18 protein-coding genes are annotated in these 19,182 nt (G+C 55.2%); 10 read left to right on the plus strand and 8 right to left on the minus strand.

Features of this window, described 5'->3' with window-relative positions; genetic code table 11:
- Positions 1-6: 6 nt before the first annotated feature.
- Positions 7-972: an ADP-glyceromanno-heptose 6-epimerase gene (rfaD, locus tag CFT68_RS11890; protein WP_088843785.1), complete on the plus strand. Its 966-nt coding sequence runs from the start codon at positions 7-9 to the stop codon at positions 970-972.
- A gap of 256 nt (positions 973-1,228) precedes the next feature.
- Positions 1,229-2,638, plus strand: a complete 1,410-nt coding sequence (locus tag CFT68_RS11895; protein ID WP_262490718.1) for an FAD/NAD(P)-binding protein — start codon at positions 1,229-1,231, stop codon at positions 2,636-2,638.
- A 47-nt stretch (positions 2,639-2,685) separates the two neighbouring features.
- Here the strand turns inward: CFT68_RS11895 and CFT68_RS11900 are convergent, their stop codons facing one another.
- Entirely contained in the window at positions 2,686-3,819 is a 1,134-nt protein-coding gene (locus tag CFT68_RS11900) for a metallophosphoesterase (protein WP_088843787.1), read from the minus strand.
- A gap of 187 nt (positions 3,820-4,006) precedes the next feature.
- Here CFT68_RS11900 and CFT68_RS11905 point away from each other — a divergent pair, with 187 nt between their 5' ends.
- Positions 4,007-5,656 (plus strand): CotH kinase family protein, encoded by a 1,650-nt coding sequence (locus CFT68_RS11905; RefSeq protein WP_088843788.1) that lies wholly within the window; start codon positions 4,007-4,009, stop codon positions 5,654-5,656.
- A gap of 77 nt (positions 5,657-5,733) precedes the next feature.
- Here CFT68_RS11905 and CFT68_RS11910 read toward each other — a convergent pair whose 3' ends face one another.
- The 3 genes from CFT68_RS11910 to CFT68_RS11920 all read right to left on the minus strand — a co-directional run bounded on the left by CFT68_RS11910 (position 5,734) and on the right by CFT68_RS11920 (position 7,678).
- Positions 5,734-6,018, minus strand: a complete 285-nt coding sequence (locus CFT68_RS11910; protein WP_088843789.1) for a hypothetical protein — start codon at positions 6,016-6,018, stop codon at positions 5,734-5,736.
- Positions 6,019-6,148: 130 nt separating this feature from the next.
- Entirely contained in the window at positions 6,149-7,156 is a 1,008-nt protein-coding gene (locus CFT68_RS11915) for a zinc-binding dehydrogenase (protein WP_088843790.1), read from the minus strand.
- Positions 7,157-7,273: 117 nt separating this feature from the next.
- Complete coding sequence (locus CFT68_RS11920; protein ID WP_088843791.1) at positions 7,274-7,678, minus strand: thiol-disulfide oxidoreductase DCC family protein; 405 nt, start codon at positions 7,676-7,678, stop codon at positions 7,274-7,276.
- A gap of 558 nt (positions 7,679-8,236) precedes the next feature.
- Between CFT68_RS11920 and CFT68_RS21525 the strand changes: the two genes are divergently transcribed.
- From CFT68_RS21525 to CFT68_RS21810, 4 genes are all read left to right on the plus strand, one after another.
- Positions 8,237-8,587 (plus strand): hypothetical protein, encoded by a 351-nt coding sequence (locus CFT68_RS21525; protein ID WP_141106535.1) that lies wholly within the window; start codon positions 8,237-8,239, stop codon positions 8,585-8,587.
- Between the two features lie 106 nt (positions 8,588-8,693).
- Positions 8,694-10,217 carry an HTTM domain-containing protein gene (locus CFT68_RS11930; protein WP_088843793.1) on the plus strand — a complete coding sequence of 508 codons (1,524 nt, stop codon included), beginning with the start codon at positions 8,694-8,696 and terminating at the stop codon, positions 10,215-10,217.
- 54 nt (positions 10,218-10,271) lie between these two features.
- On the plus strand, positions 10,272-11,231 hold the full coding sequence (locus tag CFT68_RS11935; protein ID WP_088843794.1) for an MBL fold metallo-hydrolase: 960 nt from the start codon (positions 10,272-10,274) through the stop codon (positions 11,229-11,231).
- A 90-nt stretch (positions 11,232-11,321) separates the two neighbouring features.
- Positions 11,322-11,459, plus strand: coding sequence for a hypothetical protein (locus tag CFT68_RS21810; protein ID WP_170934782.1), 138 nt, complete (start codon positions 11,322-11,324; stop codon positions 11,457-11,459).
- A 47-nt stretch (positions 11,460-11,506) separates the two neighbouring features.
- Here the strand turns inward: CFT68_RS21810 and CFT68_RS11940 are convergent, their stop codons facing one another.
- Positions 11,507-12,268 (minus strand): Dph6-related ATP pyrophosphatase, encoded by a 762-nt coding sequence (locus CFT68_RS11940; RefSeq protein WP_245815375.1) that lies wholly within the window; start codon positions 12,266-12,268, stop codon positions 11,507-11,509.
- A 237-nt stretch (positions 12,269-12,505) separates the two neighbouring features.
- On the opposite strand from CFT68_RS11940, the gene CFT68_RS11945 reads away from it, so the two are divergent.
- Positions 12,506-12,826 carry a hypothetical protein gene (locus CFT68_RS11945; protein ID WP_088843796.1) on the plus strand — a complete coding sequence of 107 codons (321 nt, stop codon included), beginning with the start codon at positions 12,506-12,508 and terminating at the stop codon, positions 12,824-12,826.
- Positions 12,827-12,910: 84 nt separating this feature from the next.
- On the opposite strand, the gene CFT68_RS11950 is transcribed toward CFT68_RS11945, so the two are convergent.
- A complete protein-coding gene (locus CFT68_RS11950; protein WP_170934783.1) occupies positions 12,911-13,420 on the minus strand; it encodes a DUF4126 family protein in 510 nt (169 codons plus the stop codon).
- Positions 13,421-13,619: 199 nt separating this feature from the next.
- Between CFT68_RS11950 and CFT68_RS11955 the strand changes: the two genes are divergently transcribed.
- Complete coding sequence (locus CFT68_RS11955) at positions 13,620-14,495, plus strand: aldo/keto reductase (protein ID WP_088843798.1); 876 nt, start codon at positions 13,620-13,622, stop codon at positions 14,493-14,495.
- Positions 14,496-14,566: 71 nt separating this feature from the next.
- Here CFT68_RS11955 and CFT68_RS11960 read toward each other — a convergent pair whose 3' ends face one another.
- Positions 14,567-16,420 carry a DUF885 domain-containing protein gene (locus CFT68_RS11960; protein ID WP_088843799.1) on the minus strand — a complete coding sequence of 618 codons (1,854 nt, stop codon included), beginning with the start codon at positions 16,418-16,420 and terminating at the stop codon, positions 14,567-14,569.
- Between the two features lie 202 nt (positions 16,421-16,622).
- Entirely contained in the window at positions 16,623-17,939 is a 1,317-nt protein-coding gene (locus tag CFT68_RS11965) for a hypothetical protein (protein WP_141106536.1), read from the minus strand.
- Between the two features lie 512 nt (positions 17,940-18,451).
- On the opposite strand from CFT68_RS11965, the gene CFT68_RS11970 reads away from it, so the two are divergent.
- Positions 18,452-19,168 (plus strand): 3-ketoacyl-ACP reductase, encoded by a 717-nt coding sequence (locus CFT68_RS11970; RefSeq protein WP_088843801.1) that lies wholly within the window; start codon positions 18,452-18,454, stop codon positions 19,166-19,168.
- Positions 19,169-19,182: the final 14 nt, after the last annotated feature.

Below are 19,182 nucleotides of genomic sequence, written 5' to 3' on the forward strand. Positions count from 1 at the left end.
TGCCTTATGATAGTCGTCACTGGAGCGGCTGGCTTTATTGCCAGCTGCCTTGTCACCCGCCTCAATGCCGCCAACTTCAACGATATCGTGGTGGTGGATAACTTTAACGAGGAACGCAAACTCGCTAACCTGAAGGGCAAGCATCTGCGCGAGTACGTAGATCGGGAAGAGTTCTTCGAGTGGCTGGATGCTAACCACGAGCAGGTTGAATTCATTTTCCACCTAGGTGCCCGCACCGATACCACGGAGCAGAACCGCGACGTGTTGAACGTGCTCAACCTGGAGTACTCCAAGAAAATGTGGCAGGCCTGCTGCCAGTACCAACTGCCATTGGTGTACGCCTCCTCGGCCGCCACCTATGGCCTAGGCACGCTTGGCTACTCCGATGAAGACGCCCTACTGCCACTGCTGAAACCCCTCAACCCGTACGGCGACTCCAAAAACGACTTCGATAACTGGGCCGTTAATCAGGCGGAAAAGCCCTTTTTCTGGGCGGGTCTGAAGTTCTTTAACGTGTACGGCCCCAACGAATACCACAAAGGCCGCATGGCGTCCGTGATTCTGCACGCATTCCGCCAGATTCAGGAAAGTGGTTCCATGACGTTGTTTCGCTCGCACAATCCCGAATTTGCGGATGGCGAGCAGAAGCGCGACTTCGTGTACGTGAAGGATGTGGTGGAAGTGTGCTTCTTCCTGTTGCACAACCGCCAGCACTCAGGCATCTATAATCTGGGCACTGGCGAGGCGCGCACCTTTCTAGATCTGACGCTAAACACCTTTGCGGCCCTGGACCGCACCGCCGATATCCGTTTCCGCGATACGCCGGAAGATATCCGGGACACGTACCAGTACTTCACGCAGGCTGAGATGCAAAAGTTGCGCAGCATTGGCTACGACCGGCCCTTCACGCGGCTGGAAGATGGCATCAACGATTATGTGCGTAACTACTTAGTGCCGGGCTTATATTATTAGGTTCTCGTCCGCTGGTCAGGAGGCTCTTTTTCAGAAATAAGAACCAGCCTCCTGACCAGCGGAAACTAGGTGATTTGGCACTTCTCACCTACTATCGTCTGGAGAAATATTCCAGCTTCCAGGCTAGTGGCCTAGAGCAATCCACTATGGCTAGCCTGAGTAAAAACATAATATTTTAACGATACTTTAGAAAATAAACAACACAAACCAATTTTAACAGATATCTTCCCCACCTATATCCTTTTGATTTAAGTTGGTGCAAAGACGAACCATCACAATTCTTGGCGGCGGATTTTCAGGCTCCATGCTAGCGGTGCAACTGGCCCGCCTACCAGCTACTGAGCCGTACGCTTGTGATGTGCACCTAATTGAACCTCGCTTAGTGCCCGGGCCCGGACTGGCCTACACCGCGCGGCGCCCCGAATACCTAATGAACGTGCCCAGTGAGCTTCTGAGCGCCTTCCCCGATCAGCCAGACCACTTTCTGAACTGGCTGCGCGTCACCAGCCCCGAGCAAAGCAAACAAACATTCTGCTCGCGCCAGAGCTACGGCCGGTATGTGCAGCAGTTGGTTGGCCAGGTCATTGAATGGCCTTCCTTCAACGGCATTCGCTGCCATTGGCATGCACAGGCTGCCACTGCCGTAGAACTGTCTGCCGATGGCCATTCTGCCAAGGTTCGCTTAGCTGATGGCACCGAAATCCTCAGTGATTATGTAGTGCTGGCCTTGGGCAATTTTCCGCCCCCATCGCCTGCCCCCGCCGGCGAGTACTTGGCGCAGCCTACCTTTCATGGCAACCCCTGGGCCCAGGGTGCCCTACGCAATATTGGTCCCGATGAACCGGTGTTGCTCGTAGGCTCGGGCCTCACGGCCGTAGATGTGCTGCTAGGCCTCCAAGCCGATGGCCACCGGGCTCCGGTCACGGTCGTGTCGCGCCATGGCCGGTGGCCAGCTGCACACGCGGTGGGCGGCGCACCTTACCCTAGCTTCTATGCCACGGAACTGGCCGGCCTTACGAGCGTGGCGGAGGTACTCCAAGTAGTACGTCGGCACGCTCGTGAGGCCGCCGAAACCGGCACTAACTGGCGAGCCGTTATCGACTCCATGCGTCCTGACCTAGGCCGTATTTGGGCGGCCTGGCCCCCAAAGGAACAAGCTCGTTTTCTGCGGCACCTGGCCGGAATCTGGTCAGTGATCCGGCACCGTAGCCCGCCCAAAAATGCTGCCCTGGTGCAAGCCATGTTAACCTCGGGCGAGGTTCGCATGGAAACTGGGCGCGTTTCTCGTATCCAGACCGACGCGACTGGGCTTCTTGTAACGGTGCAGCGCCTTGGGCAGCTACCCCGCACTCTCTTTACTGCACACGTCGTTAATTGTACTGGCCCACTTCTCGACTACACCCGCATTCAGGATCCTGCCGTGCGCAGCCTGCGCGATGCCGGCCTACTTTGTCCTGATGCCCTTCGCTTAGGAATTCAGACAGATGCGCATGGAGCGCTGCTCACTAACCAGGGACAAGCCTCTTCGGTACTCTTCACGCTGGGCCCCAGTCGGCGCCCCACTTTTTTCGAATCGACAGCCGTGCCTGAGTTGCGGCAGCAGGCGGTAGCCTTAGCAGAAGAACTAGGCCAACGCATCAGGGCCACGGAATCTTCTGTAGTTTAGCCCAGGGCACCTACGAAACCACCATTGTGGGCTACCCTTCCTCAGGCTTAAAGTACCAAAACGCGCGACGTTAGGGCAGTAGTACCACTAACTACCTGCACCAGATATATACCCGATGCCAGCGAGCCTCGCTGCCACATGATACTTTGCCGGCCAGCAGCCAATAGGCCATCATATAAGCGGCTTACTTCACGGCCATAGGCATCTATGACTCGTATTGTGGCACGCCCAGCGGCACCCTGTGTGAATTCCACTTGCGCGCTTTCACTCATTGGGTTCGGATGTACCATCAACATATTCGCAGGAATAGCAGATACTTGCCGGTGCAAGGTATAGGTATCAATAACCTCTTTCGTTCGAGTAATGAACTGGAAGTGCAAGCTATCTGGAGTTGCTTGAATGAGCATGGCGCCGTAGTTGGCACTGTATAACACTTTGCTGTTACGCACAGGCGTGTAAGCCGTGTAGATACTCCGTCCGCCCAGGCCGTTCACGAAATACGGAATTTCATCTGTCACGATCCGCTCATAGTGATGGTCGTGCCCACTGATTACAGCCGACGCCCCCCAAGCCCGGAAAGGCCACTGCATTTCCCACGTACTGCCATGATGCCCCGAAGAATAGGGTGCATGATGGAAATACACCACCTTCCAGGCAGATGTCGACTGCGACATGCGTTGCTGCAGCCACTGTGCCTGCACGGAGGTGCTTATGATGCCATCTGGTTCCAGCGGATCGCTGTTCAGCACAAAGAAGTGCACATTCCCTTTTACAAAATCGTAGTAACGCTCATTCCCCGGCAGTGTGAAGTAGTTCAAGTAGGCCTGCCCACTGGCCGTGTATAAGTCATGGTTGCCGATAGATGGGAAAAATCGGTTGGTGGGAGCCCCGGGTCCATATTTACCAGTGTACTTACCAATGTAGGCTTGGTAGTATTGTCCAATGTTCGCATCAATAGTTCGGCCTTCTCCCAAGTCATAGTTGTTGTCGCCGAGGGTGATAATGAATTCAGGCTTCCAACTCTCAATCAGTTTAGCGACATCTTGCTCGGGCTTGCCGGTGTACCCATAGTCGCCGAGCGCAGCAAACCGTTGCGCATATAAAGGTCCCGAAGCCAGAAGGCTCACTAGCAGCGCGAAAGCAGCCCCTGCCTTATGGAATAAACTGGCCTGAAAAATCATCTTCTATCTAATTACTTCTACTTAAAGGTACGAAGCGGTTAAGAAAACATTCTACAGCCCTTGGGTAAGTGCAAATTTTATGGTTCTTTTGCCTTCCCAAATTTATAGTTTCCTGTTATAGGTCTATTAGAGGCGTCTAATCAGTACAATTAGACGATTAGTGTTTGTTACTCCTTTCCTTATTCATATGAAGCTAACGCTACTACTAGTCTTATGGCTTGGCTTGGCCTTGCCAGCCGCCAGCCAAGTACTACCTACTTCCTTCTCAGATTCCAATCTGCCAATTGTCTTGATTGACACTGACGGAAGTACGATTGTGGATGACCCAAAGATTATGGCTCGAATGCGCATTATTGACCGGGGCGCCGGTCAGCGTAACTCGATCAGTGATAGTCCCAACCAGTATAAAGGACTGATTGGAATAGAACTTCGAGGTTCTTCATCACAATGGATGCCCAAGAAGAGCTATGGCCTGGAAACGCTTACCCACGAGGGTGCCGAACTTGACACTACGCTGCTTGGTATGCCAGCCGAACATGATTGGGTGTTAACAGCCAATTATGCCGACAAAACGCTATTGCGCAACACCTTTACTTACACAATAGCGTCGGAGCTAGGCCAGTATGCAAGCCGCAACCACTACTGTGAGTTGGTACTCAATGGCGAGTATCAGGGGGTATATGTGCTGGGCGAAAAAATCAAGCGTGGCAGCAAGCGGGTGAATATCAGCAAGCTAAAAAGTACTGACGTGAGTGGCGATGCCGTTACAGGAGGCTACTTATTGAAGCTGGATAAACTTACTGGTGAACCTGCCGGAGGCTTCCTGTCCAAGCATACAGATACTAACCAACCTGATTACAACAACAAATATATTCAGATAGAGTACCCGAAGCCTAAAGACTTGGCTCCCGCACAGCTCGACTATATATCTGCTTATGTCGATAGCTTTGAGGTAGCCCTAGCCGGACCGGACTTTGCTGATCCTGAGATAGGATACCGTCGCTACCTGGATGTCAAATCGTTCATTGATTACTTCCTTCTCACTGAGCTGAGCCGGAATGTCGATGGTTTTGAGTACAGCACGTTCTTCTACAAAGAGCGCCGAAGCAAAGGCGGCAAATTGGTCATGGGCCCTGTCTGGGACTATGATTTAGCTTGGAGAAACGCTGGCTACGCTGACGCTTTCTTACCGCACGGCTGGCAGTTCACATACGCCAACGGACTTTGGAGTACAGGCACTTTCTGGCGCACCCGCCTTCTTCAGGACCCGGCATTTGCTAAGGAAATGAACGAACGTTGGAAAGTATTGCGCAATACCACGCTTGCCGAAGACCACTTATTGCATCTGATTGATTCTACGGCTACGCTATTGAGTGAAAGCCAGCAACGAAATTTTCAGACGTGGCCAATCATGGGTCAATATGTATGGCCTAATCCTATGCCAATTCCGGCCACATACACTGATGAAATCGACACGTTCAAGCAGTGGATGCATAACCGCCTGCAATGGATGGATGCCAATATGCCTGGCCATACGAACCCGAACGTAACGGCTACTCAATCGGTGCAGGCTTTTACCAGCCTGGCAGCATATCCAGTACCCTTTACTAACCACCTGACCGTTACGTACCAACAGCGGGTGGCCGGCCCTGTGCTGTTAGAGGTGATTTCGCCTTTAGGTAGAGTTGCAATTCGTCAGCAACTACCTAAACAAACTGCCGGCCTGCAAACCACCGTTATGCCAGATATGAGTCAGTTAGCTACCGGTTTCTATTTGCTTCGTCTTACCTCTCCAGCTGGTACTCAAACAGTACGCGTGCAGAAATACAGTTACTAATTTTTCAAGCTAAACCCACAACGTGCAACGGCCCCGCTACCTGAGGTAGCGGGGCCGTTGCACGTTGTGGGTTTAGCTTAAGCCGCTATTTCGCCAGATGGATACATGGGCCGAACGGTTTGTTCCTCCTCCTGGGGTAGCGGAAGCATGGCAGGTGCGGGGAAAGGCACCGCTGTAGCAGTGTTATGACGGCGCAGTGCGCGCATTAATAAATATTTGTACTTCTCTGCGTCGGCTAGGGCAGCTTCCACGGCTTGAACGGCGTCGGCGTAGGCCACAACAGGCACCGATTCTGCTGCTTCCCCGGTTGGGTATGTCAGTTCGAAAACCGGGCAAATCAGGTATTCAGCAGGTGTTTTCATGACAGAAGAATAAGACAGTAAGTCGTAAGAAAGTTATCAAAAGTAAAACGTCTTTGACCTTACTTTCATTCAGATTTACGCACCTTTTTATTGACTTTTTATCATAAAATCCTCACTCCTCAACACCGCTTTAGGAGGCTTTTATCTGCAGCACCAGCTTGCCAAACTGCAGCCCATCGGCCATACGTTTCATGGCGGCCTCTCCTTCACTCAGCGGCAGCACTTCGTCTACAACGGGCACTAACTGGTATTTCTCAAAGAGCGCTACCATCGCGTTAAAATCCTGCTCCGTTCCCATGGTAGAGCCCAGAATAGAGAGTTGCTTCCAGAAGATTTTGGCGGGTGGCACATCCTGCATGGCACCGGCAGTGCCACCGAAGAATACGATGCGACCACCGGGGGCAGCTGCATCCAGCAGGTCGCCGAAGCCGGGGCCTACAGCGCTATCAATTATCACCTGGAAAGGCCCACCGGCACGCTTGGTAAGCTCAGAGGCCCATTTCTCGGCTTTGTAGCTGATACCGCCTTTGGCACCTAGGGCAATTGCCTTCTCGATTTTCTGCTCCGAGCCGGACGTCACCCACACCTCGGCTCCAATAGCAACGGCCATTTGCAGAGCCAACAGCGCCACTCCACCCCCAATCCCCGTGATAAGCACCCGCTCGCCGGGCTGTAGGCCAGCCCGCGTGAAAGCAGCCCGGTAGGCCGTTACGCCGCCCAAAGGTAAGGCCGCCGCCTGCTCGAATGATAGATGTGCTGGTTTAGGCTGGACGTATTGCGCCCCTACGCATACGTACTCGGAGAAGGTGCCTTGGTGGGGCAGGCCTAGAATGGTAAACTCCCGGGCCTGAGCAGCCGGATCAGAGCCCCAGTCATGCCCGGGGTTGATAACGACTGCCTGGCCGCGCAGTTCGGCTGGCGCCCCCTCTCCTACCTCCACTACTATTCCTGCTCCATCGGAACCCAGAATGGCCGGGAATTTAAGTCCGGCATACTGGCCCTTCTGTATCCATACGTCGCGGTGGTTGAGGGCGGCGGCATGGAGCTGCACCAGCACCTGACCGGGACCGGGTTGTGGAGTAGGAACTTCCTGAAGCTTGAGTGGCTGGCTGATGCCTTCTAGAACAAGTGCTTGCATAGGTAGTATGGATGAACAGGCGGGCCCAAGGCCGCCTGGAGTGAATGCAGAAGAATTGGGTGTGCCAAAGTAGCAACAACTACTCCGTAGGCCAGTAGGTTTACCTTAGGCAGCGCCTTACAGAAAACGCTGACGCAAGGCTGGAGTGGGAAGCAAACATGACTCCTGCTGACCAAACCACCGGTACCGGTTTCGGGCTACTAAGCGGTAGGCTGCGTCGCGCACGAAACGCGGAAGCACACGAGCCATGTAGAGCAGGCGCCACCCCCCGTTCAGATGCCGAAAAATGCGCAGTACAGCTGTGGAATACGCGTAGGCCTGTCCGTTTTCCAACAGGATAACCGTCTCCGGAGTGATGGTGGGAGTCAGCCCGTGCTGGGCTAGCAATGCGCGCCCGGTATCAGATTGCAGCGAGGCAAACTGAAAATATTGGTTTGGGTCGCGGCCAATTACGAATTGCACGAAGCCACTACATAAGTTGCAGACACCATCGAAGAGAATAGTAGCAGAGCGGGGAGGCATATAGGGAGTTCTGATGATGTGGATGCAGCACCCGTCAGCTTACGTGCCTGGCAAAGACACGTTAGAAACAAATTCGAGGGCTGGATGTCGGGGGAGACTAGCGTAACGCTGTTGGTTAATGGCAAGACGCATGAAGGGCATACTTCTATGGCGGCCTTCACAAGGCTTTGCTACGTATTTATCACCTATATAAGTACGTAGCAAAATACCGTATTAATTCGCTGCCGGCTTTTGGTATAAAGGCCTGCGCCTACTCGTATAGCAGAGGGCTAATCTGCTTAACCGATCCTTTCTGCGCTATGAAAAGAGTTGGCTGGCAACTGCTTCACAAAGCATTGTCAGCAGTTACTGCTGGAGCTGATGACGATAGTTCTGCGTCGTTTGGCACACCCAACAGTCTACCACATTTCGTCTGGTATCAGCGAAATGCTTTCACCAAGGGCTATCTGCTTTCTCACTACCCCGGCTTTGGGCTGGGGCATGAGGCGGCGCCTAGCTACTGTTCTTTTCTTCCACTACTAGGCCTCTTCTGCAAGAGCCTATTTATTTTGATTGCCTATGAAAACGAAACGCATGTATGTACTGATGGCGCTGTTTGGCACCGCGCTTTCCTTGGGCGCCTGTAGCAAAACCAGCACCGATGACAACGCCGACCAAAATGGAGCCGGAGTTTCAGACGGCGCATCCAGCGGCAGTACCTCTATGGACACTACCTCGAATACCGAACCTACCATGATGAGTGACGGTACCGATGGTAGCAGCGGAGGCGGAACGGCCGGCGCTAATGGCAGCAGTATGTCGGGCAGCGGCACCACAGGCAGCACTTCCGGCGCTGGCACTACTACGGGCTCGGGAGGCACTACAGGCTCAACCACATCGGGTACAACCAGCGGTAGCACTACCCGTTAAGCTATCCAGGAAGAACACCTCGGATAGCTCAGAAGGCGGAAAGGCCAACCAAGAGTAATGGGTGCCTTTCCGCCTTTTTGTGTATCACTGCTCCATCTGGTACGGCATGCTCCGGTTCCTCGCGCTTATTCGAAGTCCGTTTGTTCTTGATTTACGTGCCTTAGCACTTCTAAGAGCGGCAGTTGCTGCGGTTATTCTGCTTGATCTGGGTATCCGGGCTACCGACCTGGAAGCGCACTACTCCAATATGGGAGTGCTGCCGCTTTCTGTGCTCTACGATAAGCTGTGGAACCCCTACCAGTTTTCGCTGCACAACACCAGTGGCCTATGGCAGGTGCAGGCGCTCATTTTTCTGGTGGCCGCGGCCGCGGCAGTTTCGCTGCTGCTAGGCCACCGCACGCGCCTATCCACGTTTATTTCGTGGGTGCTGTTGATTTCGGTGCAGAACAGAAACCCCATGATTGTGCAGGGCGGCGACGACCTGCTGCGGATGCTGTTGTTCTGGGGGTTGTTTCTGCCGTGGGGCCGGGTGTACTCTGTTGATGCCCGCAAGCAGCCGGCTCCGGCGGAGCTTTCCTACTTTAGTGCGGCTACAGTGGCCTACATCGTGCAAATAGCGCTGGTGTATTGGTGTACGGCCTTGCTCAAGAGCAGCCCCGAGTGGAACCGCGACGGTACCGCCCTTTACTACGCCCTCAGCCTAGACCAAGTGCTGATGCCCGGCGGACGCTTCTTGTACCAGTTTCCGGCGGCTATGCGCTTTCTCACGCTGGCCACTTACTACACCGAGATGCTGCTGCCTTTCGTGTTGTTCATTCCGTTCCGCGTGCCGTGGTGGCGGCTGCTGTTTGTGTTCATCATCTACGGCTTTCACTTGGGCATCAGCCTGACGCTGTTCGTAGGCCTGTTTTTCCTAATCAACATGGCTTCTGTGCTGGGCCTGCTGCCTCCCGTTGCGCTAGACTGGCTGGAGAAGCGCGTAGTGCCTCGGGCACGCCAGCTCGGTCCCCGCGTGGCCGCCCGGCTTGCCCCTCTGCAGCCCCGATGGGTGGCCTGGCGCCAGTGCATAGGCCTACGCATAGAAACCTCCTGGACGCTATCGGGTGGGCTACGCCGATTGCTGCGCCAGGTGCGTGAGGGCGTAGTGGTAGGTGTGCTTCTGTATGTCTGCTGGTGGAACCTTGATTCTATTGTGATTCCGCGCTATACCATGTCAGACCCTATGCGCTGGCTTGGGTACCTGGTGCGCGTAGATCAGCACTGGGGCATGTTTGCACCCTCCGTTTTCAAGGATGATGGCTGGTATATTCTGAATGGCACCACCACCACCGGGCAGCACCTGGACCTGAACCGTGGCGGCGCCCCGCTTACCTACACCAAGCCGGCTTCGGTGGTGTCGCTTTTCAAAAATGACCGCTGGCGCAAGTACTCCGAGAACTATTTGTTCGTAAACAACGCCTACATGCGCCCCTATTACTGCAACTACCTGTTGCGCATCTGGCACGAAAACCCGCACCATCCGCCCCTAAAGCAGCTGGAAGTTATTTACATGAAAGAAGTAACGCAGCCCAACTATCAGCCCGTGACACCTACGCGGGAAGTACTGTGCAGCTGCGCTCCCACTCCTTAAGCTCTCCTCTCCGAAAACAACTTAGCTCTCGTTTCTCACTTAATCCGTCGTTTCATGTCAACCAAAGCTAACCGCTCCAATACGCCCGCGTTGTTCCATGTGGAGCCCGGCATCTGGGGCTTGCGCAATGTGTTCGTAAACCTGTTTTACGTGCGCCACCCCGAAACCCCCACCGACCCCTGGGTACTGATAGATGCCGGCCTGCCCGGCTCCGGCCCCAAGCTGCATAGCCATGCGGAAGAACTGTTTGGGGAGAATAACCCGCCCGCCGCTATCCTACTGACGCATGGCCACTTCGACCATGTGGGTGGCCTACACTACCTACTGGAGCAGTGGCCCGATGTGCCTGTGTATGCGCACCCGCTGGAACTGCCCTACCTCACGGGCCTTTCCTCCTACCCACCCCCAGACCCCACGGTGGGCGGCGGAGCCATGGCGGCCCTGTCTTTCCTGTACCCTAGCAGCCCCGTTGACCTGGGCGACCGGGTGAAGCCCTTACCCGAAGATGGCACAGTGCCTGAGCTACAGGGATGGCGCTGGATATTTACGCCGGGCCATGCGCCGGGCCACGTTTCCTTTTTCCGGGAACACGACAGCGTATTGCTGGCCGGCGACGCCTTCGTAACCACCAAGCAGGAATCGGCGCTGTCGGTGTGGGTACAGAAGCAGGAAGTACACGGCCCACCCGCCTACTTCACCCCCGATTGGCAGCTCGCGCGGCAATCGGTGGAGCGGCTGGCAGGCCTACAGCCCCGAGTAGCGGCAACCGGCCACGGCATTCCGATGCGCGGTGACGAGCTAAGCAAGCAGCTTTCCGATTTAGTGGAACACTTTGATGAGAAGGCTGTACCCATGCACGGCCGCTACGTAGGCCACCCCGCCCAAACCGATGAGACGGGGGTGCAGTCGGTGCCTCCGCCGGTGTTGCCTACTGTGCCGCTTTGGCTGATAGGCGCTGGTCTGGCGCTGGCAGGTGGCTTACTTTGGGCCACCAGAAGCAAGGACCGCGACTAACCACACTCCTCGTTTCTACCGTACAAACAACGTATTTCGGCCACGCTTGCTACTCAGCAAAGCGTGGCCGAAATGCGTTGTTTTCTTGCTATGGCTTCTTCCTCCTCCAGACCACCTGCAGTAACCGGCACTACTTCTGTCCGTAGTCGCCTGGCGTCTTTGCGCTACCTAGGTCAGCGGAAATACTCCATTGATGAGCTGGCTGAACGAGTGCAGGAAATGCTGTAGGGCCAATAGCACCGGCCAGTGGAATGCATAACCAGACTACTACTGGCCTAGCGCGGCAATAAATCGCAGTACCAGAAACCGGTTGCGAAAGGGTCAGACTGCACGGCTTCGTCATCGGTAGGTGGGCACACGGAGGTGGTGCTGGCGGGGGCCTGGTAGGTGCGGCGCACTATTTCGCCTCGCTCAAAGGCAATGGGGTGGCTGAAATAAGGCGCATCGAAGACAAAGCTGTGGTACTCGCCGTTTTCGCCGCAGGAGTCTACACCGGGCGGGAGGTCGCGCAGAAACGCTTCGTCGAGTAGGCGGCCGCAGAAGCTTTGGTCGAGGTATTTCTCATTGACGCAGACTACCACCGCGCGGAACCCCAGCTGCAGGTATTCGCGGAGCAGTTCGCTGTTAGGCCGCTTCCAGAGCGGAAAAACCGCCTTAAGGCCTATTTGTGCCAGCTGTTTCTCGCGGTATTGGCGCAGGTCTTCCAGGTAAATATCTCCGAACACGGCGTGCGTAATCCCCCGCGCTTGCAGCGGCGCCAGCGTAGCCCGCATTTGCTGCTCATACTCCGCCATATCGGGCATTTCTGGCAGCTCCAGCTTGGTAAGCGGCAAGCCTATGCGCTGGGCCTGCGCCTCCAGCAGCTCCACTCGCACGCCGTGCATAGATACGCGCTGGTAGTGCTTATTAACGCTGGTGAGCAAGTCCGTTAGGTGCAGCGCCGGGTTTTGCAGAGCGTGGTATAGCGCAAGTGCCGAGTCTTTGCCGCCGCTCCAGTTCATGAGGGTTGGGGCGGCGGCTGGTGAGGAGAAATCCATGCACAAACTTACGGGTTCCGGCTCGATGCCATCTTATCCTGCGCATTCCGGAAGTGGCCTAAGGCACCCAAGAAAGCACGATTTATGCCACTTCCAATCTGAAAACGTAACTGTTGGTGGCGGTGCTGCGTCTACTTAAGTATTCTTGCTTGCGTGCTTATCAGGCTCGCGCCTTTGCGGGACTAGGCCACTAGCAAGCACTTGCTTCAGCCCTCCACCTCACCTAGCCGATTCTTCATGAAACGCCCTATTCTTTTACTGGCCCTGAGTGGCCTACTGACCACTTTCACGGCTTGCGACTACAACAATACTCCCGGCAAAGACCCACAGGCCAGCCAGGACTTTACGCAGGCCCCCAAAGCCCGCGCCACCGAAACCAACCTCGATAGCATCAGTGGCGGTGATGAGGCCTACGAGCCCATCGGCAAAGGCTCCGCCGCCGACCAGAAAACCTCCGCCGATGCGGGGTTACAATCGTCGCCGAGCAACCCTACTTCCCCCACGAGCACCATGCCGCAGAACAACACCGAAACTAAAAGCACTGTGCGCGAGGAATAATCTGCTTACAGCTCAACGCATAAAAAAAAAGCCCAACAGAACATCTGGCGGGCTTTTTCTTTATGCGTTGAGCTGGTGAGTGGCCTACAGCGCCCAACGGCGCGACTCTGGCTCACCGGCATGCGTGCCTTTGGCCAGGGCTAGGCCAGTACCCAGCGTCAGGATGTCCTCTAGGCCGCCAACCAAGCCGCCGGGCAGCCCCGAGCTTTCCGTGGTTTTCTTGCGCAGGAAATAGCTGAGGTACGTAGCCGCTACGGCCGAGACGCCTCCCAGCAACGCCCCGTTCAGCTGTTTGCCATGGTTTATTTTATAGAGCGTAGTGCCCACCAAAGCGCCTGCCGCTGCCCGCCCCAGTAGGGCCGTGGGGGAAATACGGTCGGGCATTTGGGGCATCTTGTCGGCCGTCATTTCGCCGGCGGCCAGGAGCTTGAGGCCGTGAGCTACTATGGGCTTTTGCAGGTAGCGCAAAGGCGAGCCCGCCAAGCTGTGCGGATGGTATTTCAGGAGGTTGCTGCTGAGCAGGGCCGGGGCCGTCATGCTCCGGAACCCGGCAATACTGCCGAGCCCTATGGTTTGCCAGAAGTGTTTGCTCATGATAGGCAGGAAGTCAGTGGATAGAGGAATAAGTCCTTCAACGCAACCCGCCGCTACAATGGCCAAACCCAGCGCCGGATATTGGCTGGTTTTCTTTTTTCGCTCGGCCGCGTATACCATCAGTTCTCCAGAAGCCGGTTTTCGGCTGTCTGTTTCCTGAGGCTTCGCTATCCTTTCCACACTTTATCAACACCTTAGTATGAGTAACACCAATCCTTCTGTTCCCACCACGTATACCCTGGGCGGCGACTTGACCGTGAATCGTATGGGCTACGGCGCCATGCGCATCACTGGCGACGGTATCTGGGGCCCACCCGAAGACCATGACGAATCCATCAGGGTGCTACGGCGAGCCGTGGAGCTCGGTGTCAACTTCATTGATACCGCCGACAGCTACGGGCCCAACATCTCGGAGGAGCTGATTGCGGAAGCACTCCACCCCTACCCAGCCGGCCTGCTAATCGCCACAAAAGGAGGCCTACTGCGTACCGGCCCCAACCAGTGGCCCATCAATGCTCACCCCGACCACCTGCGCGAGGCACTGGAGGGCAGCCTCAAACGCCTGAAGCTCGACCAGATTGACCTATACCAACTGCACCGCATTGACCCCGAAGTGCCGTTCGAGAAAACGCTGGAGTTTCTGCAGCAAGTGCAGGAAGAAGGCCTAGTCAAGCACATCGGCCTTTCGGAGGTAACTGTTGCGCAGATCAAGCAAGCGCAGCAGTTCGTGAAAGTGGTATCGGTGCAGAACATGTACAGCGTGGATAACCGCAAGTGGGAAGCCGAGCTGGAGTACACGCTGCAACAGGATATGGCCTTTATTCCGTGGTACCCCTTGAGCGGCGGCAATCAGGAAGCCCTCAGCAAGCTGGACCAGATTGGTCAGAAGCACGGCGCCACCAGGCAGCAAATTGCCTTGAGCTGGCTGCTGCACCGCGCGCCTAACATTCTGCTCATTCCGGGTACCTCCAAGGTAAAACACCTCGAAGAGAACGTGAAAGCGGCTTCTATTGCGCTTACCTCAGAGGATATGGCGGCGCTGGAAACCCTTAATCCGGCACCAGCAGCGCGCTAGGCCATCTAATTACGCAAAAGGGGCTGATTGCATGTGCAATCAGCCCCTTTTTTGCGTCTAGGCCACTTAGCTTATTTCTCGCTGGCGGCCCAGTTGTCCATTTTGCGTTCCAGCACGGCAAGCGGCATCACGCCATCTTTCAGCAGCTCATCATGGAAGGCGGCCAAGCTGAAATGCTCCCGGTGCTGCCCGGCGTATTGCTCCCGCAGCTTATTGTTGTGGGCGCCAAGCTGGCTGGCATATTTCTCGCGCAGCTCCCGAATCTTTAGTGCTCCAATTTTGTACGACAGTGCCTGACCCGGAATGGCCATGTAGCGCTCAATCTCGGCGGTGGCGCCTTCTTCGCTGATGGCCTCATTGCTGAGCATATACTTAATGGCCTGCTCGCGAGACATGTTTTTGGTGTGCATGCCCACATCTACCACCAAGCGCACAGCGCGATGCATCTCGTCGCCGAGGGCGCCCATGTACTGGTAGGGGTCGGTGTAGAGGCCTAGCTCCTTGCCCAGGCTTTCGGTGTAAAGCGCCCATCCTTCACCCATGGCGCCGTACCACGCAAACCGCCGGAACTTGGGCAGGTTGGTATTTTCCTGCTGCAGGGAAATCTGGTAGTGGTGGCCCGGAATGGCTTCGTGCAGAAACAACGACTCCATGCCCGACGTGACGTTGAACTTGGTGGCATCCACAATCGGGATGTAGAACACCCCTGGCCTAGAGCCGTTGGGCGAGCCTTGATTGTACTCCGCCGAGGCCGAGGCGGCGCGGAAGGCCTCCGTCTGCCGAATTTCAAACGGCGTTTTGGGCGTACGCCCAAACATCTTGGGCAAGTTCGGGGTGATTTTGGCCTGAATGGCGCGGAAGGCGTTCAGCACATCTTCCGGCGTTTTGTACGGCATCAGCTTCGGGTCCGTCTTTAAAGACTGGAAGAAGGCGGGCAGGTCGCCCTTGAAGCCAACTTGGGCCTTCACCTTCTCCATCTCCGTCCGGATGCGCTTTACCTCGCGTAGGCCAGTCTGGTAGATTTCCTCCGGCGTTTTATCGGTGGTCGTCCAGCTTTTCACGAAGTACTTATACATCTCGGGGCCGCCCGGAATAGCCGAAATGCCGGTCGTCTTGCGGGCTTTGGGCAGGTATTCCTTTTCCATGAAGTCGCCGAGCTTCTTGTAGGTGGGCACCAGCTCCTGCATGATGGCCTTCTTGTAGGCCTCGGTGAGGCGCTGCTTATCGGCGGCCGAAATATCAGCGGGCATCCGAGTGATGGGACCGTAGAACAGGCTCTTGGTAGGGTCCGTCACCTCTAGGTCGCGCATCTGCGGAATGATCTTCTGCACCAGCGTCTTGGGCAGTACTACGCCCGCCTTCATGCCCTGCCGGAAGTTGCCGATGGCCGTATCGGCCCACACCGTGAAGCCGTGCACGCGGCCCAGCCAGTTCTCGTAGTCTTTAACCGTTTTGAACGGCTGCACACCCTCGCCAGAGCCGAACTGGCCTAGCGTAATAGGCAGCCCCCAGAACTGCTGAAACGGAATCATCCAGGTGTTCAGCTTCAGGCCTTCGAGCTTGGTCTGGAGGTCATACTGAAAGATATCGTAGCTGACGCGGTCATTATCGGCTAGCTTGGCGCGGTCGAATTTTTGTAGGCCATCGAGGTACTTCTGGTAGAAGTTGCGCAGGTTATCCCGAAACGACTTGGTGCCCTCGTTCGGCAGCTGGTCGTTGTAGCGGTTGTCGCCCTGCGAGGTAGCATCTAGCGGAAATAGCTTGGCATTTTCCTCCCAATACAGCTCAAACAGCTGATTGATATCTTTCACGTTGGCCAGAGTGGTTTCGGTAGCAGCGGCGGCGCGCTCGGTCGCTTTCTGCTCGTTGCAGGCAGCGGCCAGCAGCGAACAGGCAAGCAGGCCGGTGAGAGTAGTCTTTTTCATCAACCGAAAATTTGAATATGAAGCCGGAAGGTAAGTAGCCCCGGCGAAATGCCAAGGCACCGCCGGTGGGTAAGGCTAGGCCTCCTAGCCCAAAACTTTCTCAGAGCCGCCCCCGCGCGGGTACCTAAAACAAGTGAAGGCCGGGCAGCCGGAAGAAACTTCCAGCCACCCGGCCTTCACTTGTAATAAGTAGCTCAGCGAGTTACTCGTTGCGCAGCATCACCCGTTTGCTCAGCATACCTTCGCTGGTAAACGCCTGCACAATGTAAATTCCGCCCAGGGCTTGCTGGCTCAGCGGCATCTGCCGGCTGAAATTACCGGTTTGGCCAGCTGGCATTTGCTCCGTGCGCAACACGCGGCCCATTGCGTCCATCACCCGGATGGCGCTGCAAGTACCAACGGTCTGCACATCTACGTTCAGTAGGCTGGGGGTGCCGTACACAGCCATTTCCTGGCCGGCACCGGCAGCACTCACCTCCACGGCCGCTACCTGCGAGTAGGCTACAGTTCCATCAATATCCGTCTGGCGCAGTCGGTAGTAATTGGTGCCCTGCTTAGCCGATACATCAGTGATGCTGTAGTTGCGGGGCGTAGCGCTGTTGCCAGCAGCATTTACTTTGGTAACGGCTTGGAAAGAACGGCCATCGGTGGAGCGCTCCACCGTGAAGGACGCCGAGTTCAGTTCAGTAGCGGTAGACCAGTTCAGGAATACCTGACGGCCCTGGCTACGGGCTGCAAAACTTACCAATTGCACGGGCAAAGGAGTGCAGCTGCTTTTGGCGATGTATTCAGCAGCATATGGGTTGCACTCCAGATTCGGGATGCCAGCTACACCACAGTCAGTGCCCTGGCCTTTGATGCACACGCTCAGCCCGGCGTCAAACAGGTCTTTCACGAGGCCTTTACCGTTGCCCTGCGTCATTACGCAGCCATCGATGGTAAGCTGACCCGAGCCATCTAGGCTACCCGTGTCGTTGGTAACGCTGGGGTTGCCTTGCAGCAAAATCAGGTTGCCATCAATTTCAACGCGGCTATCAATGTTGAGAGTCGATTGGTTGGCTAGCGTAATGCTGCACGCTACTTCCAGTGGGGCATTGATGTCGGCATCGGCCTTATAGAAGCTCAGGCTTGATACCCGTAAGGGGCCTTCCGTCATGAGGCGCATCTGGTCGGGTCCCGTCTGCGATCCAAAGTTTAGCGTGCGGCCCGGTGTATCCTGGATCAGGGAGCCGGCAGATGTAATCGTCAGCTTGCCATCGCGGCCTTCCACTGTGTAATCCTGATTCAGAACTACGGCAGTATTGATGACGATAATCTCGTTCGTGGCATCCTTGCCCCGGCTCGAACTGGGAACACCAGGGTAGGAAGCAGCAGAAGCGTCTCCCGACTTCGTCCAGGTGGCGGCATCGTTCCAATTACCAGGTTTGCTGGATGTAAAGATGGTTTGGGCCTGCAGCTGAGAGGCAACACCAAAAGTAGCACCCAAAAACAGGACAAAAGAAAGTATATTCGTTTTCATACGCGTCGTAGTTTAGCCAAGCATTAATGCCTGATGTTTGGCAGTTCTACGATAATCAGTACATTGCGATGTGAGCAAAGAGCCATTTTGAGACAATAGATATACATATTAATATAACTATTTTCATTTTTAACGATACATACATTTTATAACTTTATCATTATAACATTTCATTTATATCTAACAAACACTTATTAATTATAATATTAGTAATATGCATTTTTACTAATACTCGCTCCGTTTTTCTGAGTAATGGAGTAAAATTTTTCTTGATTATTTTATTAATGCTGGAAATAGTGCGTCTCATACTGCGCCAAACAGACGAGAAATCTCTCCCTTTGGGAATCTCTCAACACGCTCTTTTTGAAGAATATTGGCTCGCAGCAGTGGCGCGTATGAACTGGCCTTAATTGAACTGCCGGCTTGCTCTGGAAGCATGAAGTTGTGCAGCCGCCAAACCGAAAAGCAGCTGCGGGGTTATACAGCGACATCAACCGCTAATCAGATAATCTATGGCTTCCATTGAGGGTAAGAATGCACTTGTAACAGGTGCGGGCAAAGGAATTGGCCGGGCAGTAGCTGTGGCCTTGGCGCACGAAGGTGTAAACGTGGCCCTTTTGGCTCGTACGGAAAGTCAGCTTCGCGAAGTGGCTCAGGAAATTGAAGCGCTGGGCGTGAAGGCAGTAGTGGTAACGGCCGATGTAGCCGACCGCGCCTCAGTAGAGAAAGCTGTAGGCCAGGCCCTAACGGAACTAGGTACGCTTGATATCCTGATCAATAATGCGGGCATCGGTACGTTTGCCAAGCTCGTGGACATGGACCCCGCCGAGTGGGAAAAGATCATTCAGGTAAACCTGATGGGTACTTACTACACTACCCGCGCCGTTTTGCCCCAGATGATTGCCCGCGAAACCGGCGACATCATCAATATTGCCTCCACGGCTGGCCAGCGCGGCGCGGCTACCACCAGCGCCTATAGTGCTTCCAAGTTTGCTATTCTAGGCCTCACTGAGTCTTTGATGCAGGAGGTGCGCAAGCACAACATCCGGGTTTCGGCCCTCACCCCTAGCACGGTAGCCACGGAACTCGCTATCAGCAACAACCTCACCGACGGCAACCCCGACAAGGTAATGCAGCCCGAAGACCTGGCCGAGTTCATCGTATCGCAGCTCAAGCTCAACCGCCGTATCTTCATCAAGGAGGCCGGCATGTGGAGCACCAATCCGTAGGGACGGGCAGCTCC

The organism is Hymenobacter gelipurpurascens (assembly GCF_900187375.1).
GTDB classification, from domain to species: domain Bacteria; phylum Bacteroidota; class Bacteroidia; order Cytophagales; family Hymenobacteraceae; genus Hymenobacter; species Hymenobacter gelipurpurascens.